This is a genomic window from Pseudomonas sp. GW821-FHT02H06 (assembly GCF_059421525.1).
Map to the genome: position 1 here is coordinate 41,371 of NZ_JBWKVD010000022.1, position 21,627 is coordinate 62,997.

At 62.4% G+C, this 21,627-nt stretch carries 15 protein-coding genes and 1 pseudogene; 8 read left to right on the forward strand and 8 right to left on the reverse strand.

Going from position 1 to position 21,627, the window contains the following annotated elements:
• Positions 1 to 360: 360 nt before the first annotated feature.
• Together yghU and AC07VF_RS24570 are read right to left on the reverse strand one after the other, a co-directional pair.
• On the reverse strand, positions 361 to 1,200 hold the full coding sequence (yghU, locus tag AC07VF_RS24565; protein ID WP_495009849.1) for a glutathione-dependent disulfide-bond oxidoreductase: 840 nt from the start codon (positions 1,198 to 1,200) through the stop codon (positions 361 to 363).
• A 73-nt stretch (positions 1,201 to 1,273) separates the two neighbouring features.
• On the reverse strand, positions 1,274 to 2,986 hold the full coding sequence (locus AC07VF_RS24570) for an amidase (protein WP_495009850.1): 1,713 nt from the start codon (positions 2,984 to 2,986) through the stop codon (positions 1,274 to 1,276).
• Positions 2,987 to 3,527: 541 nt separating this feature from the next.
• Between AC07VF_RS24570 and AC07VF_RS24575 the strand changes: the two genes are divergently transcribed.
• Positions 3,528 to 4,415: a DMT family transporter gene (locus AC07VF_RS24575; RefSeq protein WP_495009851.1), complete on the forward strand. Its 888-nt coding sequence runs from the start codon at positions 3,528 to 3,530 to the stop codon at positions 4,413 to 4,415.
• Positions 4,416 to 4,433: 18 nt separating this feature from the next.
• On the opposite strand, the gene AC07VF_RS24580 is transcribed toward AC07VF_RS24575, so the two are convergent.
• Entirely contained in the window at positions 4,434 to 4,868 is a 435-nt protein-coding gene (locus tag AC07VF_RS24580) for a GNAT family N-acetyltransferase (protein ID WP_495009852.1), read from the reverse strand.
• A 791-nt stretch (positions 4,869 to 5,659) separates the two neighbouring features.
• Here AC07VF_RS24580 and AC07VF_RS24585 point away from each other — a divergent pair.
• The 3 genes from AC07VF_RS24585 to AC07VF_RS24595 are packed head-to-tail and all read left to right on the forward strand — an operon-like array spanning position 5,660 to position 8,684.
• Positions 5,660 to 6,391: a GntR family transcriptional regulator gene (locus AC07VF_RS24585; protein WP_192172330.1), complete on the forward strand. Its 732-nt coding sequence runs from the start codon at positions 5,660 to 5,662 to the stop codon at positions 6,389 to 6,391.
• On the forward strand, positions 6,354 to 7,775 hold the full coding sequence (locus AC07VF_RS24590; protein WP_346628860.1) for an MFS transporter: 1,422 nt from the start codon (positions 6,354 to 6,356) through the stop codon (positions 7,773 to 7,775). The genes AC07VF_RS24585 and AC07VF_RS24590 overlap by 38 nt, the downstream gene beginning before the upstream one ends.
• Positions 7,776 to 7,829: 54 nt before the next feature.
• On the forward strand, positions 7,830 to 8,684 hold the full coding sequence (locus AC07VF_RS24595) for an amidohydrolase family protein (RefSeq protein ID WP_495009853.1): 855 nt from the start codon (positions 7,830 to 7,832) through the stop codon (positions 8,682 to 8,684).
• Positions 8,685 to 8,716: 32 nt separating this feature from the next.
• On the opposite strand, the gene AC07VF_RS24600 is transcribed toward AC07VF_RS24595, so the two are convergent.
• On the reverse strand, positions 8,717 to 9,178 hold the full coding sequence (locus tag AC07VF_RS24600; RefSeq protein WP_192172333.1) for an Hsp20 family protein: 462 nt from the start codon (positions 9,176 to 9,178) through the stop codon (positions 8,717 to 8,719).
• A gap of 266 nt (positions 9,179 to 9,444) precedes the next feature.
• On the opposite strand from AC07VF_RS24600, the gene katG reads away from it, so the two are divergent.
• Positions 9,445 to 11,715, forward strand: coding sequence for a catalase/peroxidase HPI (gene katG / locus AC07VF_RS24605; protein ID WP_495009854.1), 2,271 nt, complete (start codon positions 9,445 to 9,447; stop codon positions 11,713 to 11,715).
• A gap of 312 nt (positions 11,716 to 12,027) precedes the next feature.
• Here the strand turns inward: katG and AC07VF_RS24610 are convergent.
• From AC07VF_RS24610 to AC07VF_RS24625, 4 genes and pseudogenes are all read right to left on the reverse strand, one after another.
• Positions 12,028 to 12,482: pseudogene (locus AC07VF_RS24610) on the reverse strand (REP-associated tyrosine transposase); the annotation flags it as partial.
• A gap of 1,372 nt (positions 12,483 to 13,854) precedes the next feature.
• Positions 13,855 to 15,264, reverse strand: coding sequence for an efflux transporter outer membrane subunit (locus AC07VF_RS24615; protein WP_495009855.1), 1,410 nt, complete (start codon positions 15,262 to 15,264; stop codon positions 13,855 to 13,857).
• The gene (locus AC07VF_RS24620) at positions 15,248 to 16,414 is read right to left on the reverse strand and encodes an efflux RND transporter periplasmic adaptor subunit (protein WP_495009856.1); all 1,167 of its coding nucleotides are present in this window, start codon (positions 16,412 to 16,414) and stop codon (positions 15,248 to 15,250) included. Before AC07VF_RS24620 ends, AC07VF_RS24615 begins: the two co-directional genes overlap by 17 nt.
• Positions 16,404 to 19,634, reverse strand: coding sequence for an efflux RND transporter permease subunit (locus AC07VF_RS24625; protein ID WP_495009857.1), 3,231 nt, complete (start codon positions 19,632 to 19,634; stop codon positions 16,404 to 16,406). Before AC07VF_RS24625 ends, AC07VF_RS24620 begins: the two co-directional genes overlap by 11 nt.
• 206 nt (positions 19,635 to 19,840) lie before the next feature.
• On the opposite strand from AC07VF_RS24625, the gene AC07VF_RS24630 reads away from it, so the two are divergent.
• From AC07VF_RS24630 to AC07VF_RS24640, 3 genes are all read left to right on the forward strand, one after another.
• Positions 19,841 to 20,251 (forward strand): PA0061/PA0062 family lipoprotein, encoded by a 411-nt coding sequence (locus AC07VF_RS24630; protein ID WP_495009858.1) that lies wholly within the window; start codon positions 19,841 to 19,843, stop codon positions 20,249 to 20,251.
• 480 nt (positions 20,252 to 20,731) lie between these two features.
• Entirely contained in the window at positions 20,732 to 21,451 is a 720-nt protein-coding gene (locus tag AC07VF_RS24635; protein ID WP_495009859.1) for a zeta toxin family protein, read from the forward strand.
• Positions 21,448 to 21,606 (forward strand): hypothetical protein, encoded by a 159-nt coding sequence (locus AC07VF_RS24640; RefSeq protein ID WP_192172339.1) that lies wholly within the window; start codon positions 21,448 to 21,450, stop codon positions 21,604 to 21,606. The genes AC07VF_RS24635 and AC07VF_RS24640 overlap by 4 nt, the downstream gene beginning before the upstream one ends.
• Positions 21,607 to 21,627 lie beyond the last annotated feature (21 nt).

The window sequence follows — 21,627 nt, forward strand, 5'->3', positions numbered from 1 at the left end:
CGACCGACGCTTTCCCGGCTGAAGCCGGTCCCACATTTAGAACACGCGGTGCAGCTGGATGGATGCGGTGTTCTCGTAGGACCGGCTTTAGCCGGGAAGAGGCCAGTGTGAGCACCAACAATTTTGCGGTGTGACGACCGACGCTTTCCCGGCTGAAGCCGGTCCCACATTTAGAACACGCGGTGCAGCTGGATGGATGCGGTGTTCTCGTGGGACTGGCTTTAGCCGGGAAGAGGCCGGTGTGAGCACCATTAATTTGCGGTATGACAAGCGACGCTTTCCCGGCTGAAGCCGGTCCTACAGGGATCCGTGGTGTGTCAGTGAGAGTGGAGAAATCCTCACTGACCGTCGGGAATTGCCTCAATCCAGATCCGACGCATCATGCCGTTCCGGCACTTGAGTGGCTTCGTCGCCCCAGGTCCGGTTGACGCGCATGCCGCGGATCACTGCCGGCCGTTGCGCAATGGTTTCGGCCCAGCGCTGCACGTGGGTGTATTCGTGGGCGGCGAGGAATTCCGCAGCGCCGTACACGGTGTTGCGCACCACTTGTCCATACCACGACCACACGGCGATGTCGGCGATTGTGTAGCTGTCGCCGGCCAGATAAGCGCTTTCGCGGAGACGCCGATTCAGCACGTCCAACTGACGCTTGGCTTCCATGGTGAAGCGGTCGATCGCGTACTCAAACTTCTCCGGGGCGTACACATAAAAGTGCCCGAAGCCCCCACCCAGATACGGCGCAGCGCCCATCTGCCAGAACAGCCAGTTCAGGGTTTCGGTGCGGCCGGCCAGATCCTTGGGCAGCAACTCGCCAAACTTCTCCGCCAGATAAAGCAGGATCGAACCGGACTCGAACACGCGAAGGTTGGGTTCGACGCTGCGATCCAGCAGTGCGGGGATTTTCGAGTTGGGGTTGATGTCGACGAAGCCGCTGCCGAACTGATCGCCCTCGTTGATACGGATCAGCCAGGCGTCGTACTCGGCGCCGCTGTGGCCGAGGGCGAGCAGCTCTTCAAGCAGAATCGTCACCTTGACGCCGTTGGGCGTGGCCAGCGAATACAGCTGCAGCGGGTGTTTGCCGACCGGCAGGACCTTTTCATGGGTCGGCCCGGCCGTCGGGCGGTTGATGCTGGCGAACTGGCCGCCGGAGGGCGCTTCGTGTTTCCACACGGTAGGCGGGACGTAAGGTGCCTTGCTCATTGAACACTTCTCCTGAGGGTCAGTTTTTAGCGGGAAGAGTCGAGGCGCGCCGGCCCCGACCCTTTAACACTGTTTATCGAGCAGAAGACAACGGCGGCGTGCGCGGCGGAATCTGGCGCCTGCTGCCGATGGATTCGAACGCCGAAGCGAAGCGCAGCAGGGCGGAATCGTCGTAAGCGCGGCCGGCGAAGGTCAGGCCCACGGGCATGCCAATGTCGGCCATTACGCCCATCGGCACAGTGACGGTGGGCACGCCGAGGTGACGGATCGCGAGGTTGCCGTTGGCGACCCAGACGCCGTTGCTCCAGGCGATGTCCGCCGAGGCCGGGTTGACGTCAGCATTCGCCGGGGCCACGTCGGCCACGGTCGGGAACAGCACCGCATCCAGCCCGAGCCGCTGCATCCAGTCTTCGAGGTCAATGCGGCGGGTATGTTCCAGCCCGCGCAGGCCGTCCGGCAAGGTGTCGATCTGGTCCCACGGCGTGATGCCGCGTTGGGCCATCTTCACGTACTCGTCCATGCCGGCAGCGAGATCGCCCTCGCGGTTGGGAAGAGTGCCGGGGTCGTGGGGGAAAATCAGCGGGCCGTTGACGTCGGCCAGGCGGTTCAGTTTCGGATCGCCGTTGGCCTGCAGAAAATCGTCGAACGCCCAGGCGGTGAGGTCCCACAGTTCGTGGTGCAGGAACTCTTTGGAAACGATGCCGCGGTTGTACACCGTCGGCGCGCCGGGACGATCGCCCTCGCAGTTGGAGACCAGCGGGAAATCCACTTCGATGACTTCGGCGCCCTGGACTTCGAGTGTCTGGCGCGCCTGTTCCCACAGGTCGATCACCGAGGCGCGGGTGATGATGCGCTGGCCGGTGGGGCCGCCAATGCCGGGTGCTTCGGAGGTGCCCGCTTCAGGGTCGGCATTGATGTACATGCGCGGCACGCCAAAGCGTTTGCCGGCCAGGGTTTGCGGGCTGGCGGCGAGGTCGGCGTAGGACGCCGGGCGCACTGAGTCGACCGAGGGAATCGGCACCCACGGCTGCAACCGCCACAGGTCGCCGCGTTTGTCGGGGTCTTCGGCGACCACCACGTCCAGCACTTCGAGCAGGTCGGCCATGGTCCGCGCGAAGGGCACGACCACGTCCATGGTCGGCGTCAGCGGCCAGTTGCCGCGCACCGAAATCACCCCGCGTGACGGCGTGTAGGTGCACAGGCCGTTGTTCGACGCAGGGCCACGGCCGCTCGACCAGGTTTCTTCGGCCAGCCCGAACGCCGCGAAACTCGCGGCCGTTGCAGTGCCGGCGCCGTTGGATGACCCGGACGCAAACGGCGCCGTCAGGAAATCCTCGTTGTAAGGGCTTTCAGCGCGGCCATAGACGCCGCGCTGCATGCCGCCATTGGCCATCGGCGGCATGTTGGTCTTGCCCAGACAGATCGCACCGGCCCCACGCAACCGCTCGATGGTGAACGCATCACGGTGAGCGACCAGTTCGGCAAACGCCGGGCTGCCCGATGCCGCCGTGAGTCCTTTGACCAGATAGCTGTCTTTGGCGGTGTAGGGAATGCCGTCGAGGGGGCCGAGGGTTTCGCCTCGCGCGCGACGGTCATCGGAAGCTTGCGCTTCGTCGAGGGCCTGGGGATTGCGCACGACCACGGCGTTGAGCGCGGTGGCGGTGTCGGTGCCGTCATAGGCGTCGATTCTGGCGAGGTACGCCTGGACCAGTTCGACGGCGGTGGTCTGGCCCGCTTCAAGGGCTGAGCGCAACTGCGCGATGGAGACTTCGGTGACTTCGATCATGACTGCGACGACCGTGAGCCGGGGAGTAGAGAGCAGGACGTCTGAACAAGAATGGGCATATCGCTTCCCGTTGCGCGGCAGGGCCGGGCTGGTTTGAAACCGACTGAGGCGTGGGTGGGCACCGCAGCTCAGGTCGGCGGGCGTATTCGTGTGGCGCACATTATGCCTCTGCCATGCCTTTGTCGCGAGGCTTGCGCAGATGCCCTTAATGCAGAGCGTCAGAGGGCCGCCGCACATGCGGTATGGCGAAAGGCTTACACGACGCCGGGCAATGTCGCCCTGTACAGCGAAGCGCCACAAGCGCAACCTTGGATCCATCAACCGAGGCGCTGGATGTGCTTCGCAGGTCATGGATGATCCACCATTTGCCGGGACGGCTACTGACAGGATGTTGGAATGGTGTTGATAGAAAAGAACCCGCTCAGGCGGGTTTTTTATTGCCCGCGAAAAAGTGCCCGCGCCGCTTGGGCAAGCTGCGCGGGCGCCTGGGCCGAGTTCTGTGGTTAACTCCTGCGCATCATTTTCTGTGGCAGGTTTTGCAATGACCCCCCATCACGGCGCGCACCGGCAAGTCATCGGCATGTGGTTGATGGCAGGCGTGGCGCTGACGTTCGCCAGTCATGATGCGACTTCCAAGACGCTGATCTATTCCCTGCCGGTGATCTTCGTCGCCTGGGCCCGCTACCTGGTTCACTCGACGCTGGTGACCTCCGTGCTGCTGCGCAACGGCGGCGCAAACGTCTTCCACACCCGGCGGCCCTGGCTGCATCTGCTGCGCGCGGTGGTCTTGCTCGCCGACAGCCTGTCTTTCCTGTTCGGCCTGACCCACGTCCCCATCGCCGAATCCACGGCGCTGGTTTTCCTTGCCCCTGCGTTTGTAACGATCCTGTCGCCGCTGATCTTCGGCATCAAGGCGGATCGCTGGCAGTGGCTGTCGGTGGTGCTGGGTTTCATCGGCGTGCTGGTGATCATCAACCCGGCGAGCGATGCCTTCTCGCTGTGGATGCTGTTTCCCCTCGCGACCGCGCTGTTCTTCGCGCTGTATCAACTGCTCACGCAACTGGCGGGGGAGACCGACAGCCCGTCGGTTTGCAGCTTCTACGTTGGCGTGTTCTGCACCCTGATCCTCAGCGCCATCGTGCCGTTCTACTGGGCCGAACCTGACTGGCTGCAGATGGGGTTGCTGCTGGTGCTGGGCGGTCTGGGGCTGTGCGCGCATTTTTTGATGGCCAAGTCCTATCGTTACGCGTCCTCCTCCGTGCTCGCACCGTTGGGTTACCTGCAAATCATCTTCGCGGTGGCTTACGGGGTTCTGCTGTTCGGCAACTTCCCGGCCACCGCCTCGCTGTTTGGCATCGGACTTATCCTCCTCAGCGGCCTGATGGTTTACGCCAGACGCCAACCCGTGGCGCCTGTCAGTCAGGTCTGATCAGGGCCTAGCTGAGTGTCAGGCGTTTTCATTGCCCGGACGGGTGAAGGAAAAACGGTGGATATCGACCCGCAACTGCCAGCCCTGGTTCGCCCAATAGGTCGCTGCGGCCGGGTTGGTCTTGAGCACGTCGATATGGCATTTGTGAATGCCTTCCGCCTCCAGACTGACCAGACACCGCTCGACCAGCGCCTGCCCGATTCCCTGCCGCCGATACTCAGGCAGCACCAGCAAATGCTGCAGATACCCGCGCCGGCCATCATGGCCCGACATCACACAGCCGCAGATGAGTGAACCGTCCTCCGCCACAAAACTCAGTCCGGGGTTGCGCAGCAGATACTGCTCGGTGGACTCGCGGGAGTCCGCGTCACGCAAGGAAATACCCGGCGTGTCGCGCATCAGCTGAGTGATGGCGTCGTAATCGTCCAGGGTCATGGGACGGATGGTGGGCATGGTGGGCGCCTGAAGTGGAGAGAGGGCAGGGAGCGTAGCAGCGCGATTGGTGGGGTGTCATGTCAGCCGCAAGGTGACGCGGAGCGTCACGGGATGCATTCCCACACGGAGCCTGGGAACGATCGGACATCTTGTGACGCTCATGCCGGCCTCTTCCCGGCTGAAGCCGGGCCCACGGAGCGTCGTCGGAGTGAGGGTATTCCGACGAAGGAGGAACCCAACCAGGAGCAAGCACCCTTGGTTACTTGGGGTGCTTTTCCAAGTAACTCGCCGAAGGCGAAACGATCTGCGGTTAGGCAGATGCTCTTGATCCTGATGTGTGCATAACCCTGTATCTGATCCGTATTTATAAGCCTTACCTGAATCTGTACTGAAACAGCGGCAACCCCCAAGATCACTTCACTCCCGGCAGACCGATCAAGCCCGACCGGTCCCCATCACCCGGTCCGAAACCCCTAGTACTTCATACTTGCGTAGGAGAACCCCATGGCCAAGCTCGCCATCTTCCTGTTCGGCTTTCTCGCCCTGACACTCATGATCGGCGCGCTCGCCACAATCTCCCCGACCTGATCCCGACCTGATACCCCCCGTGCTCCCCGCAACCTGACGGCAGACACACGCTCTGCCGTTTCCGCGTTCCCCTGAGAAACGTGAACCCTCAAACGCCCAAACCCCCAAACGCCATTCATCCGCCAACCCCCATCCCCACCCTTGACGCTTATTTGTAACGGGACAATACTCAACGCAGATTCATATAGATGACTACATAACTACAACAGCGAAGCGCCTCCATGAACCGACTTTCCAGCGATGTCCGCTTGCCGCTCTACCAACGCCTGCGAGACCAACTCGCCGAACAGATCGCCAACAACCGCTGGCGCCCGGGCGAAGCCATTCCCACCGAAGCCGCGCTGTCCAGCGAGTACTGCCTGTCCACCGGCACCGTGCGCAAAGCCATCGACATGCTGGTCAACGAAAACATTCTCGAACGCCAACAGGGCCGCGGCACCTTCATTCGCCGGCCGCAGTTCCAGTCCTCGCTGTTCCGCTTCTTCCGCTTTCAAAGCGTCTCCGGCGAACGCCAGGTGCCTGAAAGCCGCATCCTCTCCATCGAAGCCGTCACCGCGCCCTCGGCCGTTTCCCACGCCCTCGGTCTGCCGCTGGACGCGCCGGTGATTCGCCTGATCCGCCTGCGTCTGCTCGACGCTCAGCCTGTGCTCGCCGAAGAAATCTGGTTGCCCCAGGTGCAGTTTCAGACCCTGCTGGAAATCGACCTCAGCCGCCAGGGCCCGCTGCTCTATCCGATCTACGAAGAGCAATGCGGCCAGGTCGTGGCCTACGCCGAAGAAACCCTGACCGCCGAAGCCATCAACGACACCCACGCCCGCTTGCTGCAGGTGCCAGTCAACAGCCCGGTGGTGGTGATCGAGCGTCTGGCGCGCAACTACGCCGGACAACCGCTGGAATGGCGCCGTTCGCGCGGCCATGCCAGCCACTTCCGCTACAGCGTCGACATCCGCTGAAGCGCCGCTGAGAAATCCGAATTCTGCACCCAAGCCCGTCACTCAGAACGGGCTCTACAGCACCTGCTGCTTCACACTTATAAGGACAAAAACCATGTTCAACTGGTATCGCCACGTCACTCCTCGGGAGCGCAAAACGTTCTGGGCCTGCTTCGGCGGATGGTCGCTGGACGCCCTGGAAGTTCAGATGTTCGGCCTGGCGATTCCGGCGCTGATCGCCGCCTTCGCGTTGACCAAGGGTGACGCCGGCCTGATCAGTGGCGTGACGCTGATCACCTCGGCCCTCGGCGGCTGGGTCGGTGGCACGCTGTCCGACCGCTACGGCCGGGTGCGCACGCTGCAGTGGATGATCCTCTGGTTCTCATTTTTCACCTTTCTGTCGGCGTTCGTCACCGGCTTCAGCTCGCTGCTGATCGTCAAGGCGCTGCAGGGGTTCGGCATCGGTGGCGAGTGGGCCGCAGGCGCGGTGTTGATGGCCGAAACTATCAACCCGAAATACCGTGGCAAGGTCATGGGCACCGTGCAGAGCGCGTGGGCGGTGGGCTGGGGCCTGGCCGTCGGCGTGTTTACCTTGATCTATTCGTTCGTGCCCCAGGACATGGCCTGGCGGGTGATGTTTCTGGTCGGCCTGCTGCCGTCGCTGCTGATCATCTGGGTGCGCCGCAACGTCGAGGAGCCGGACAGCTTTCAGCGCCTGCAAAAAGACAACGCCATCCCGCAGAGCTTCTTCAAATCCCTGGCCGGCATCTTCCGCCCGGAACTGATCCGCGTGACGCTGCTCGGCGGCTTGCTCGGCCTCGGCGCCCACGGCGGTTATCACGCGGTGATGACTTGGCTGCCGACGTTCCTGAAAACCGAACGCAATCTGTCGGTGCTCAACTCCGGCGGCTACCTGGCGGTGATCATCGTCGCCTTCTGGTGCGGCTGCATTGCCAGCGGCTTTCTCATCGACCGCATCGGCCGCCGACTGAACATCGTGCTGTTCGCCCTGTGCTGTGTCATCACCGTGCAGTGCTACGTGTTCCTGCCGCTGACCAACACACAAATGCTGTTCCTCGGTTTCCCGCTGGGCTTCTTCGCCGCCGGCATTCCGGCCAGCCTCGGCGCGCTGTTCAACGAACTGTATCCGGCTGACGTGCGCGGGGCAGGGGTGGGCTTTTGCTACAACTTCGGCCGTGTGCTGTCCTCGGTCTTCCCGTTCCTGGTGGGCCACATGAGCGAATCGATGTCGCTGGGTTCCGCCATTGGCATCGACGCCGGGATCGCCTATGGCGTCGCCGTGATTGCCGCATTGTGCCTGCCGGAAACCCGCGGTCGCAGCCTGGAAGCCAGCCCTACTGCCGGCGCCGTCGCAGACACACGCAGCGAAACCGCCCGCGCCTGATTTTCCTTCTGCGCGACGCGTTTTGCGTCGCGCACCTTTTGATAGATGAGATCCATGTCCGACCTCTTTTCCGTCTCCCCCCCGTCGATCCTTGGCATCGACGGCCACGCACACGTCTTCAGCAGGGAGCTGGACCTGACATCGGCACGACGCTATTCACCCGACTACGACGCCACGCTGGCGATGTACCGGGATCAACTTCACCAGCACGGCCTGAGCCATGGCGTGCTGGTGCAACCGAGTTTCCTCGGGACCGATAACCGTTACTTGCTCGACGCCCTTCAACAGGCGCCGGATCAACTGCGTGGCGTGGTGGTGGTCGACCGCGACATCAGCCGTGCCGCGTTGGACGAGATGGACCGGCTGGGCGTCGTTGGCGTGCGTCTGAACCTGATGGCCAAGGCGCTGCCGGACTTTTCCGAACCGCAGTGGCAGGTGTTCTTCGGGCACTTCGCCGTGCTCGACTGGCATGTAGAAGTGCACCGCCACGTCGCCGATATGCCTGCGCTGCTGGCCGGGCTGATGCCGTTCGGCATGAAGATCGTGATTGATCACTTTGGTCGGCCCGACGCCCGCCTGGGCCTCGATCAACCGGGCTTTCCCCAGATGCTGGAGCTGGGCCGGAGCGGGCAACTGTGGATGAAAGTCTCGGGCATTTACCGGCTGGAGGGCAGCGCGCAAGAGAACCTCGATTTCGCCCGTGCCGCGCTGTCGTTGCTGGTCGACGCTTTCGGTCAGCAGCGGCTGGTCTGGGGCAGTGATTGGCCCCATACCCAGCATGAAAACAGGGTCAGCTATGGCTCTGTGGTCGAGCAGCTGCAGGCGCTGGGCTGCTCCGCGCCATTGATGCGCTCTTTGCTCATCGACGCACCCCAGGTGCTGTTTGATTTCCCGCCGACCGAGGCCTGATCCGGCTTCAGGCGCGCGTTTCTCGCCGTTGTTCAAGGCCGGCTGATGTGCGGCCGGTCGGGATCGTCCCCTGGGCTGTGAATGCTGATCCGGCGGGCCTTGGCCCCTTGGGGTTCGACCCGCAGCAGGAAGACGATCAGCAAACCATTCTTGAAGGTCGCGCCCTGCACCTCGATGTGATCGGCCAGATGGAAGACCAGCCGGAACGGCCCATGGGCGATGCCCTGATGCAGGTACGTCACGCCGCCATCGGTGTGGGCTTCAGCCCCGCAAACGGTGAGCACGTTTCTTTCAAGGGTCAGGTCGAGGTCAGCGGCCGCAAGCCCGGCTGTGGCGATCACGATTCGGTAATGATCCGTGCCGTATCGTTCGACGTTGTGAGGGGGGCCGCTGGCGTTTATTTCGCTGTGCAAGGCAGATTCAAAAAAATCGTTGAAGCGATCAAAGCCCACTGATTGCCGGAACAACGGGGCCAGTGAAGCGGTGGTGGCCATGCCTGAATCTCCTGGAGATTGCCACGGTGATCAAGACGCCGGTCGACGCCGGCTCTGCACTTGATGCTGTTGTTAGAGTTGAGCTCAAGCGCCAGAAAATACAAGCACCTCCGTTAAATACTCCGCCAACAGAACCACTCTATCGTCGCCCAAACATTTGCCTATTAGACGGCTGGCCAGAGTCGTCTAGTCTTGTGCGAGTGCTAGCCTGGGCTGTCTCGCTGATGGCCGAAAAAGTAAAAAGTAAACAAGAAGGTGAGTAGACCATGTCGACTGAATCGAAATGCCCGATCAACCACGCAGCCGGGGGCGGAACCACAAACCGTGACTGGTGGCCGAACCAGCTGAACCTCAAGATCCTGCACCAGCACTCGCCATTGACTGACCCGATGGGCGAGGGCTTCGACTACGCCAAAGAATTCAAGAGCCTCGATTTCGCAGCCGTCAAACGCGACCTGCTGGAAGTGATGACTCAATCCCAGGAGTGGTGGCCGGCCGACTTCGGTCACTACGGTCCGCTGTTCATTCGCATGGCCTGGCACAGCGCCGGGACCTACCGCACCGCTGACGGCCGTGGCGGCGCAGGGGCCGGGCAGCAGCGCTTCGCACCGCTCAACAGCTGGCCGGACAACGTCAACCTCGACAAGGCTCGCCGCCTGATCTGGCCAGTGAAGCAAAAGTACGGCAGCAAGATTTCCTGGGCGGACCTGATCGTGCTCACCGGCAACGTTGCGCTGGAATCCATGGGCTTCAAGACCTTCGGTTTTTCCGGTGGGCGTGCCGATGTCTGGGAACCGGACGAAGCTGTTTACTGGGGCGCCGAAACCACTTGGCTGGGCGGTGAAGACCGTTACGGCGCTCACAAGGACATGCAGCAGCCGGGCGAGGGCACGCTGGTTGCCGAGCCGGAGCACCACAGCGAAGAACAGACCCGCACCGCCAACGGCGAGCGCAACCTCGAGAACCCATTGGCCGCCGTGCAGATGGGCTTGATCTATGTAAACCCGGAAGGGCCGGAAGGTGTGCCTGATCCGGCGGCGTCGGCTCGGGACATCCGCGAGACGTTCGGTCGCATGGCCATGAACGATGAGGAAACCGTCGCCCTGATCGCTGGCGGCCACGCCTTCGGCAAGACCCACGGTGCCGGACCTGCGGACAACGTCGGCCCTGAACCGGAAGCTGCAGGCCTTGAAGCACAAGGGCTGGGCTGGCGCAGCACTTATGGCTCCGGCAAGGCCGGCGATGCCATCACCAGTGGTCTTGAAGTGACCTGGACCTCGACCCCAACCCAGTGGAGCAACGAGTACCTGGAAAACCTGTTCGGCTTCGAGTGGGAGCTGACCAAGAGCCCGGCCGGCGCCCATCAGTGGAGACCGAAGAATGGCGAGGGCGCGGGCAAAATCCCCCATGCCTTCGACCCTGCCAAACGCCAGGAACCGCGCATGCTGACGTCCGATCTGGCGCTGCGCGTGGACCCTGCCTACGAGCAGGTCTCCCGACGCTTCCTGGAAAACCCTGACCAATTGGCCGATGCCTTCGCCCGCGCCTGGTTCAAGTTGACCCACCGGGACATGGGCCCGCTCGCCCGTTACCTCGGCCCGGAAATGCCAGGGGAAGAGCTGCTGTGGCAGGACCCGATTCCCGAGGTCAACCACCCGCTGGTGGACGCCAATGATGTAGCTGCGCTGAAGGAAAAAATCCTGGCGTCCGGGCTGTCGGTCTCGCAGCTGGTCGGCACGGCCTGGGCGGCGGCGTCCACCTTCCGTGGTTCCGACAAACGCGGCGGCGCCAACGGCGGTCGTCTGCGTCTGGCCCCGCAGAAAGACTGGGCGGTCAACCAACCGGCCAATCTGGCGGGCGTGCTGCAAACCCTGGAGCGCGTCCGCGACGAATTCAACGGCGCCCAGTCCGGCGGCAAGCAGATTTCGCTGGCTGATTTGATCGTTCTCGGCGGCAGCGCAGGTATCGAACAGGCGGCAAAAAAAGACGGCCACCACGTCACAGTGCCGTTCACCCCGGGCCGCATGGACGCTTCCCAGGAACAGACCGACGTCGAGTCGTTCGGCTTCCTTGAACCCATCGCCGACGGTTTCCGCAATTACCTCAAGGGCCATTACCGCGTCTCGGCAGAGAAGCTTCTGGTCGACAAGGCGCAGTTGCTGAACCTGACGGCACCGCAGATGACCGTCCTGATCGGCGGCTTGCGCGTTCTGGATATCAATGCCGGGCACAGCCAGCACGGCGTCCTGACCGAAAGACCGGGCACGCTGAGCAACGACTTCTTCAAGAACCTTTTGGACATGGGCGTCGAATGGAAAGGCGTGTCGGGCGGCGACCAGCTGTTCGAAGCCCGCGACCGCAACACCGGCGCCGTCAAATGGACCGGCACCCGGGTCGACTTGGTGTTCAGTTCACACGCTCAATTGCGGGCCGTGGCGGAGGTCTACGCCAGTGCGGACGGGCAAGAGAAGTTCATCCAGGACTTCGTCGCCGCGTGGACCAAAGTGATGGAACTGGACCGCTTTGATCTTGCCTGAGGTGCGTGCTTCATAGCCCTCGACCTGTAATACCCAACGCCTCCCTTGTGGAGGCGTTGTTGTTTGCGAGAGGGCTCGAGTCCGTTCAGCCGCCAGAGAAATTGGCTGAATGTCCGGGCCTCTTCGTGAGCAAGCTCACTCCCACAGATCCGGGAACAACCGGAAATCCCGGGCCAAGCCACCATCCCGTGGGAGTGAGCTTGCTCACGAAGGCTGATTGATGGGCAATGAATCAGGCAGGTCTTTGTTATGTGTTGGCACCACATCAAACAGTTCATTTACAGACTCTCCGAACTCTACCCCCGAACCTGGCAACCAAATGGCGTCCCACAGCGGATAATCTCCCACGCGGCTTACCAACCCTGCCCGCAAGGGATTGGCCACGATGTAGCGGGCGAAGTGAATGAGATCATCCTCATGGCGCGCAGCGGCATCGTGATACCCAGACTGCCAGAGTGGTCCGTGTTTGCCGGTGACCCTGTTCACTGAAATGGCGGTCTTTGACTTGACTCGCTGAACAATGCTTGCAAGCGAGCCATGCTGAAGCTCACTAACCAATGAAAGTGGTCAGGCATCACAACCCATGCTAGCGTTTTTGCGAATCCGCATTCCTGCACATCTCTCATTTCCCTGACGAGGAGCCGGCCCACTCGCCAGTCCCTGAAGTCATTTCTCATACGGTCGAGCCGCGAGGTGACCAGATAGATCCTCCCTGTCTCTGAATACCGCCCCGTGCGCAAGCTGTGGGAACGAGCTTTCGTGGTCATGATGTTTACCTCGGCTTCGGGTGCACAAACCACGTTAGCTGCTTCATGAACTGCGCTGATGAGGGTGTATTGCCCGGTATGTCCTGTAAACCCGCGAAAACCCGAACGTGCGAGCGAGCTTGCTCGCGAAGGCTTACTCTCACCCACCCGAGAAGTATGGCTGAATGTCCCGGCCCCTTCGTGAGCAAGCTCACTCCCACAAGTCCCCCGAACTGGCCGAAATGTCGAGCCGAACCACCATCCCGTGGGAGTCGAGCTTGCTCGCGAAGGCTTACTTTCAGGTACCAGAGAAAATGGCTGAATGTGCTGGCCCCTTCGTGAGCAAGCTAACTCCCACAGATCCCCCGAACTGGCCGAAATATCGAGCCGAACCACCATCCCGTGGGAGTCGAGCTTGCTCGCGAAGGCTCACTTTCGGCCACCCGAGAAAGTGACTGAATGCCCCGGCCCCTTCGTGAGCAAGCTCACTCCCACAGGTCCTGCAACAACCGAAAATCCTGAGCCGAATCACCATCCCGGGGGAGTCGAGCTTGCTCGCGAAGGCTCACTTTCAGCCGCCAGAGAGAGTGGCTGACTGTCCCGGCCCCTTCGTGAGCAAGGTGGAGCGCCACCCCGGTCACTCCCACAAGTTTTGCAGCAACCGGAGATTTCGAGTCAGCCCACTATCTGGTAGGAGCGAGCATGCTCGCGAAGACTGGCCTTCAGCCACCAGAGAAAGTGGCTGAATGACCCGGCCCCTTCGTGAGCAAGCTCACTCCCACAAGTCCCCCGAACTGGCCGAAATGTCGAGTCAGCCCACTATCTGGTGGGAGTCGAGCTTGCTCGCGAAGACTTACTTTCAGCCACCAGAAAAAGTGGCTGAATGTCCAGGCCCCTTCGTGAGCAAGCTCACTCCCACAGGTCCCCCGAACTGGCCGAAATATCGAGCCGAACCACCATCTCGTGGGAGTCGAGCTTGCTCGCGAAGGCTCACTTTCAGCCACCCGAGAAGGTGGCTGAATGTACTGGCCTCTTCGTGAGCAAGCTCACTCCCACAGGTCCAACTAACTGGCCGAAATGTCGAGCCGAACCACCATCCCGTGGAAGTCGAGCTTGCTCGCGAAGGCTCACTTTCAACCGCCAGAGAGAGTGGCTGAATGACCCGGCCCCTTCGTGAGCAAGCTCACTCCCACAAGTCCCCCGAACTGGCCGAAATATCGAGCCGAACCACCATCCCGTGGGAGTCTAGCTTGCTCGCGAAGACTGACTTTCAGCCACCAGAGAAAGCGGTCGAATGCCCAGGCTTCTTGGTGAACACGGCGAAGCCAACCCCGGTCACTCCCACGTGTCCCGGGATCTTCCAGCGGGAAGATCAGCGCCGGCGCCGACAAGCTCACCCGCTTTTCCACCCTCCACCCAACGCCGCCATGAGCCCGACACTGGCCTGCAACCTATTGGTCTCAACCACCTGCAACCGCCGTTGTGCCTGAAGCGCCGCGGTTTGCGCGGTCACTACGTCTAGGTAACTCGCGGCCCCGGCCTGGTAGCTGCTCATCGCCATCTGTTCGGCGTTTTGCGCGGCGTCGACAGCGGCGTGCTGGTCCTCGGATTCGCGCTGCAGATCGCGCAACTGACCCAGATTGTCTTCCACCTCGCGCACAGCCTTGAGCACCTGGCTGTGATACTGCGCGGCGGCCTCTTCAAACTCGGCCTTGGCTTGCCGCTCGTTGGCGCTGCGGCGGCCGCCGTCGAAAATCGGCAGGTCGACCAGCGGCCCCAGCGCCCAGTAACGATTGGCTGCCGCCAGCAGATTGCCGCTGCCCTGGGTTTGCCCGCCGAGCAGGCCGGTCAGGCTGAAGTCCGGGTACCACGCCGCTTTCGCCACGCCGATGTTGGCGTTGGCGGCGAACACCCGACGCTCTGCGGCGGCGACGTCGGGGCGTTGTTGCAACAGGTTGCCGGGCAAGGTGTGGGGGATGCCGGGCAGTTTCAGCGCTTGCGCGTTCCGGGCCAGATGAACGTCTCCGGGCATCGCGCCCACCAGTTCGGCGATGGCGTGTTCGCCGAGGTCGCGCTGGGCGTTGACGTCATCGAGCTGCGCCCGGGCTTCGGCGAGCTGGCTTTGCGCACGGGTCAGGTCCAGTGCCGACGCGATTTTGCCCTCGTAGCGATCGCGGGTCAGTTGCAGGGCCTGGGTGTAATCGTCCAGCGAGGTCTGCAGGATGCGGCTCTGCGCGTCCAGCCCGCGCACCTGCACATACAGCGTCGCCAACTGGCGCTGCAGGCTCAGGCGCGCGACCGCCAGATCGTCCGCCGAGGCTTGGGCCTGGGCGTCGCCGGCCGCCACCTGGTTGCGGATCTTGCCCCACAGGTCCGGATCGAAATTCAGGCTGAACCCGGCGGTGTCACTGTTGTAGATCGAGGGCTGCGTGCCGCTGCGCAGTGGCCGTCGATCCGACTGCCGCTGACGAACCGGGCTCAGGCTGGCGTTGACCTGAGGCATCAGGCCCGCGTGCAACTGACCCGCATACGCCAGCGCGGCGTCGTAATGCGCCAGCGCGGCCGTCAAATCCGGGTTGGCATGGAGCAGCCGTTGTTGCAGGTCATCCAGTTGCGCGTCCTCGAACGCTTTCCACCATTGAGCTTGCACCGTATCGGCAGGCTGCGCCGGGTGCCAGGGGCCGGCGTCCTCGGCGAAATGCGCGGGCAGTTGAACCGCCGGCGCCTGATAAACCGGTGCGAGCGAACAGCCCTGCAGCGTCACGGCGATGGCCAGCGCCAGCGCTTCAAGCCTTGTGCGCATGGTCACCTCCGGCGTCCGCCAGTTGCACGGCATCGTTCTCCCGCAGGGCGTCGGGCGGGTTATCGATGACCTGATCGGCGGGCGTGAGGCCCTGATCGATGATCAGCCGGTCGCCCAGATCCATCGCGATGTGGATGTCGCGCAGGTGCACATGGCCGGCGCGGTCGAGTGTGGCAACCTGGGTGCCTTTGGCGCGGAAGATCAGCGCGCTGGCCGGAATGCTCAGCCCGCCGCTGGCGTTGTTTACCGGCAGCGTGGCATCGGCGTAGTCGCCGGGCATCAGCGCGCCGTCCGGGTTGTCGGCGATGAACTGGGCCAGCAGGGTGCCGGAGCGCGGATCCACCGCCGTGGAATCCCCCAGCAACGTCGCCGTGTAGGTCTGCCCCGGATGCTCGGGCACGCTTAGCTGAACCTGGATGCCGGGGCGCACGACGCTGGCGTAGTTCTGCGGGATCGGCACGTACAGCCGCAGGCGATGGGTGTCTGCGAGGCTGAACAGCGGGTGTGCGCCGCCGTCATCGGCCTTGATCAGCTGACCGATGTCGGTGTTGCGCGCGGTGACGGTGCCACTGAATGGCGCGCGAATGGTCTTGTAATCCTCCAGCGCCACGATCCGTTGATAGTCAGCATCTGCCGCTTGCACATCGGCATTGGCGGCGACGGCGGTGGAGACTTTTTCATCCACTTCCTGCTGTGACACCGAGTGGGTGGTCAGCAGGTGCTGCCAGCGCGCCGCCGTGGTCTGGGCAATACGTGCGTTGGCATGCTGCTGAGCCAGACGCGCCCGGGCCTGAGCCAGTTGCTGGTCGAGCTCGGGGCTGTCGATGTGGGCCAGTACCTGACCGGCCTGCACATGGCTGCCGATGTCGGCGTCCCAGTCGTTCAGGTAACCGCTGACCCGCGCGTTGATCGCCGCATTGCTCCAGGCCTCGAGGCGCGCTGGCAGGCGCAAGGTGTTGCCTTGGGAGCTTTGGGTCGGCGCGACAACGCTGACGACGGGCACCGATTGCCGCTCGGTCCAGGCGGTGACGGCGTGTTCCTCGCGGGTGCGTGCGGCGAGGCCATTGGCAACCAGCAGCGCCGCCAAAGTCAGGCCGCCAATGCCGAGCAGCATCAGGCGTTTGCGCGAAGGGGCGTGTTCAGACGACATGGGGTGTTTCTCCATCAAGGCCATTCGCAGGCAAGGGTGTTGAGTGGCGGTGGACGAGGCTGAAGACCACCGGCACGAACAGCAGGGTCGCGGTGGTGGCGAGGATCAGGCCGCCGATCACCGCACGGCCGAGCGGCGCGTTCTGTTCCTGGGAAATCGCCAGCGGCAGCATGCCGATGATCATCGCCAGCGCGGTCATGCACACCGGGCGGAAGCGCGTGTAGCCAGCCTCCATCGCGGCGAGCAGGGCATCGCCGTGTTCGGCCAGACGCTCGCGGCAGAAACTCACCACCAGAATCGAGTTGGCGGTGGCCACGCCCATGCAGAGGATCGCCCCGGTCAGCGCCGGGACCGACAGCGACGTGCCGCTGAGAAACAGCATCCAGACGATGCCTGCGAGCGCGGCGGGCAGGGCCGTGATGATCACGAACGGATCGATCCACGATTGAAAGTTGACCACGATGAGCAAGTAGATCAGCACCACGGCGCCGAGCAGACCGAGGCTCAGGCCGCTGAACGCTTCGTGCAACGCGTCGATCTGGCCGTGCAGGCTGACCGTCGCGCCTTTGGGCCGCAGGTGCGCGGTGTCGTCGATGACCTTCTGGATGTCCGCCGCCACCCCGCCGAGGTCGCGGCCCTGCACGTTGGCGAACAGGTCCAGGGTCGGCTGAATGTTGTAGTGGGTGACCACCGCCGGGCTGTCGACGCGGCTGATGGTCGCCAGGCCGCCGAGGATCTGCGACTGCCCGTTGCTGCCGGTAATCGGCAGGGCTTCGAGGCTCGGCAGGCTGTCGAGACGATATTGCGGTGTCGCCGCGACCACCGAATACGAGACGCCGTTTTTCGGGTTCAGCCAGTACGTCGGCGCGACCTGGGAGGTCCCGGCCAGGGACGCGCCCAGGCTGGTGGTGACGTCTTTTTCGGTGATCCCCAGTTGCTTGGCGCGCAGCCGATCAACGTTCACCTGCAACGACGGGTAACCGGTGGATTGCTGAATGCGCAGGTCGGCGATGCCCGGCACATGCTGCAAACGGCGCTGCAGTTCCAGTGCGTAGGCGCGGTTGGCGTCGCCGTTGGGGCCGGCGATTTTCAGGTCCAGCGGAGCCGGGGCGCCGAAGTTGAGGATCTGGCTGCTGATGTCGGCGGGCATGAAGGCGAACTGGCTGCCGGGAAAGCTTTGCGGCAAGGCTTCGCGCAGGCGTTTGACGTAATCGGCGGTTGGCGCGTGATCGGCCTTGAGGGTGACCTGAATGTCGCCATCCTGCGGCCCGATGGTGCCGCTGCTGCTGTAGGCCATGTCGATGCCGCTCAGGGGGATGCCGATGTTGTCGATCACCGTGTCCAGTTCATCGGCCGGGATGATCTCGCGGATGCGCTGCTCGATGCGGTCGAACGCCGCCGCGCTTTCCTCGATGCGGGTGCCCAGCGGCAGGCGCACGTGCATCGACAGCGCGCCGGCGTCGGTGGCGGGGAAGAAGTCTTCGCCCAGGCTCGGCAGCAGCGCAAAACTGGCGAGCACGCAGGTGAGAAAACCGATGAGGAATGACTTGCGCCGCTTCAGCGCCAGGCCGAGCAGGCCGTGGTAGGTGTCGCGAATCGCTGAGAAACGTGCCTCGAAACCCTGCTGAAAGGTCAGCGCGCTACGCAGGATCAGGTTGCGCTGCCGACCGTGCTGATCGCCTTCGTGGTGATTGATGAACGGGTCTTCCGGGTGATGGCCCGGGCCGGTTTCCAGCACGTGGGGTTTGAGCAGAAACATCGCCAGGGTCGGCACCAAGGTGCGCGACAGCAGGAACGAGCTGGCCATGGCGAAGATCACCGCCAGCGCCATGGGCCGGAACAAATAACCGGCGATTCCTTGCAGCATGAACATCGGCACGAAGACGATGCAGATGCACAGCAGCGACACGAAGGCGGGGCCGACGATCTGCCGCGCGCCGTCCATGATCGCGTCCTTCACCGCTTTGCCCTGTTCCAGGTGCCAGTTGATGTTCTCGATGGTCACCGTTGCGTCGTCCACCAGGATCCCCACGGCCAGCGCCAAGCCGCCGAGGGTCATCACGTTCAGGGTTTGTCCGGTCACGGAAAGCAGCGCGATGGCCGAGAGCACGGCCAGGGGAATCGACGCGGCGATGATCAGCGTCGAGCGCCAGCTGCCGAGGAACAGCAGGATCATCACGCTGGTCAGCAAGGCGGCGATGATGCCTTCCCGGGCCACACTCCCCACCGACGCTTTGACGAACACCGAGGCGTCGCCCAGCAGCGAGGTTTTCAGCGCTGGCGGCAGCGTCTCGTTGATCAGCGGCAGCATGTTGCGGATGTTGTCGACGATGTACAGGGTCGAGATGTTGCCGTTCTTCAGCGCCGGCATCAGCACGGCGCGACGGCCGTCAACGCGCACGATGTTGGTCTGCGGCGGCGAACCGTCGCGCACGTGGGCCACCTGGCCGATGGTGATCAGCGCGCCGTCGACGGTCTTGATCGGCAGGTCATTGAGTTCGTCGATGGCCTTTGGGCTGTTGTTGAGCAGCACGGTGTATTCGTCGCCGCCCATCTTCGCCGTGCCCACCGGGATGATCTGGTTACCGGCGGCCAGTGCGTTGCCGACGTCTTGCGCCGACAGGCCTTTGGCGGCCAGCGCCTGGGGATCGAGGTCCAGGGTGATCTGCCGCTGCTTGCCGCCCATGGGCGTCGGCATCGCCAGCCCCGGCACCGCACTCAGCGGCAGCCGGACGCTGTTCTGCACCAGATCGCGAATCTTCGCTTCCGACAGCGTCGGGCTGGAAAACGCCATCTGCAGGATCGGCACGGTCGAGGCGCTGTAGTTGAGGATCAGCGGCGGTGTGATGCCCGCCGGCATTTGCTTGAGCACGGTCTGTGAGACCGCCGTGACCTGGGCGTTGGCGGTGCGGATATCCACTCCCGGCTGGAAGAAAATCTTGACGATGCCCATGCCGGGCAGCGACTGCGACTCGATGTGTTCGATGTCGTTGACCGTGGTGCTCAGCGAGCGCTCGTAGGTGTAGATCACCCGACCGGCCATGGCGTCCGGCGACAGCCCGGCGTATTGCCAGACCACCGCGACCACCGGAATGCCGATGTCCGGAAATACATCGGTGGGCGTTTTAAGGGCCGCCATCGGCCCGACAATACAGATGAAAATCGCCAACACGATAAACGTGTACGGCTTTAGCAATGCAGTCCTGACCAGCCCGAGCATGCCGTAAACCTCCCATTTCGAATGGGCGCAGTGTTGGTGGACGTACCTAACACGCGGCTTTCAGCCAGATGAACAAAACGTTAGCCCCGTGAGCAAGTGGCTTTCATGGTGCATTCATTTGTTGTTCATCCGTGGCCCACGCACCCTGCGCACCTCGAAATTCCACCCTGCACATCAGGGATTTTTTCAACTGCCGAGGTCGTGTCATGAAAGCCAAATCATTATTGCTGGTTCCTATGTTCAGCCTGGTCGCGTTGCTCTCCGCCTGCGCCGGTCCCATGCCCAAAGCCGACCCGAGCGAGGCGTGGATCAGCTTGCAGGAACAGCCCGCCGACGTGCTGATGGCCGAGGACCTGGATGGCAAGCGCCTGAATGACGGGCGCTTCTTCGAAGTCAAACCCGGCGCCCATACCCTCGACGTCAACCTGATCGTCGAACGCAGCGGCGACAACGGAGAGATGAACTGCGAGACCGGCATCCAATACGGCCAGTTTCAGGCGGGTGAGCATTACAAACTGGTGGAGTCCAGCCTGGGCGAGGAATACCGGGTGAAACTTGAAGATGCGAAAGGTAGGTCGCTTGGGCACAGCGTGGACTTCACGTGCATGCCGGGGTGATGGGAAGACTGCTTTGTGGTTCGGGTGATGTCGCGCACTGTCACGCGGCACACCTGATCCATGTGTGAGCTTGCTCACGAAGACGGCATTCCGGCTGCTGGATAATGAACGTCTGTACCGGCCTATTCGCGAGCAAGCTCGCTCTCACAGGTGCTCAATCTGCCAGAAGATCTGCGTTTTCATCCTGTTTGTTAGACCCAGCGCTGTCGTACGGCAAACAAGGTCCTTGTGGGGAGTGAGCTTGCTCACGAAGACGGCATTCCGGCTGCCGGATAATGAGCGGCTTTACCGGCCTATTCGCGAGCAAGCTCGCTCCCACAGGATTCGTGTTCCCTGCGTGGCAGTGTGCACGAATCCACATCCGTGAATGCTCACCAGCGCGGCCTGTTTCGTTTTGTGACGTCGGATAGGCGCAGTCGAAGCGCCCGTGAATACTGCGCGGCGCTGGACTGTCGCGACTTCATAAAAGGATGGGTGACTGTGGATACGGATGATCGACGGATATCAGAAGAGGCTGTTGTTTTTGCCAAGGCGAACAGGAAGGAGATTGCGAGGAGGCTGACGGATCCTGCGGTTTATGCGCCTGATGACTGTCCCGTCTCAATCTTCATGGCGGGATCCCCGGGTGCAGGAAAGACGGAGACATCCATCGAATTCATGAACAGATTCGAGTCTTCTACCGTGCGTATTGACCCTGATCTTCTGAGGGCAGAGATTCCGACGTATACAGGTGGAAATGCCTACCTTTTTCAACATGCGGTTTCAGTGCTGGTCGAGAAACTTCACGACCAGGCACTGAAGCAAAAGCAGTCATTTCTACTGGATGGGACGTCAGCGAATTTCGATATTGTCGCGCGGAACATCCGTAGGTCCGTTGGGCGCGGAAGATTTGTGCTCATCATCTACGTGTATCAGGACCCTGCACTGGCCTGGAGATTCGTCACCGCAAGAGAGCAAGTCGAGGGGCGCAACATCCCGCTAAGGGAATTTGTCAGGCAATACTTCAGCGCAAGGGACGCAGTAAACCGCCTCAAAAGCGAGTTCGGTCATGCGGTCACCGTTGATGTGCTTCTTAAAAATGACAAGGGCGGGACTCGGTTGTATCAGGAAAATGTTCAGCGAGTTGACGACCACATCCCTGAAAACTACGATCCAGCGTCACTACTCAGGATGCTGAATGCACACGAGGGATTGAAATGAGTTCGCCTGACAAGCCTTTACCAAAACTGAAAAGGACCCTTTCCGACTTCGTCCGCAACGCCACCTTCGAGGAGAAGGAGCGGGTTTACCTGGAGGTCATGGAGAAAGCCTGGGCGCGGCAGGAAAAGATCATCGAGCAAGCCCGGAAAATGTAACGCCCCCAATAACAAAGCCGC

Coding starts and splice junctions, on each gene's coding strand:
- yghU (WP_495009849.1), bottom strand. CDS start 1,200: ATGAGCAAGGCACCTTACGTCCCGCCTACCGTGTGGAAACACGAAGCG.
- AC07VF_RS24570 (WP_495009850.1), bottom strand. CDS start 2,986: ATGATCGAAGTCACCGAAGTCTCCATCGCGCAGTTGCGCTCAGCCCTT.
- AC07VF_RS24575 (WP_495009851.1), top strand. CDS start 3,528: ATGACCCCCCATCACGGCGCGCACCGGCAAGTCATCGGCATGTGGTTG.
- AC07VF_RS24580 (WP_495009852.1), bottom strand. CDS start 4,868: ATGCCCACCATCCGTCCCATGACCCTGGACGATTACGACGCCATCACT.
- AC07VF_RS24585 (WP_192172330.1), top strand. CDS start 5,660: ATGAACCGACTTTCCAGCGATGTCCGCTTGCCGCTCTACCAACGCCTG.
- AC07VF_RS24590 (WP_346628860.1), top strand. CDS start 6,354: ATGCCAGCCACTTCCGCTACAGCGTCGACATCCGCTGAAGCGCCGCTG.
- AC07VF_RS24595 (WP_495009853.1), top strand. CDS start 7,830: ATGTCCGACCTCTTTTCCGTCTCCCCCCCGTCGATCCTTGGCATCGAC.
- AC07VF_RS24600 (WP_192172333.1), bottom strand. CDS start 9,178: ATGGCCACCACCGCTTCACTGGCCCCGTTGTTCCGGCAATCAGTGGGC.
- katG (WP_495009854.1), top strand. CDS start 9,445: ATGTCGACTGAATCGAAATGCCCGATCAACCACGCAGCCGGGGGCGGA.
- AC07VF_RS24615 (WP_495009855.1), bottom strand. CDS start 15,264: ATGCGCACAAGGCTTGAAGCGCTGGCGCTGGCCATCGCCGTGACGCTG.
- AC07VF_RS24620 (WP_495009856.1), bottom strand. CDS start 16,414: ATGTCGTCTGAACACGCCCCTTCGCGCAAACGCCTGATGCTGCTCGGC.
- AC07VF_RS24625 (WP_495009857.1), bottom strand. CDS start 19,634: ATGCTCGGGCTGGTCAGGACTGCATTGCTAAAGCCGTACACGTTTATC.
- AC07VF_RS24630 (WP_495009858.1), top strand. CDS start 19,841: ATGAAAGCCAAATCATTATTGCTGGTTCCTATGTTCAGCCTGGTCGCG.
- AC07VF_RS24640 (WP_192172339.1), top strand. CDS start 21,448: ATGAGTTCGCCTGACAAGCCTTTACCAAAACTGAAAAGGACCCTTTCC.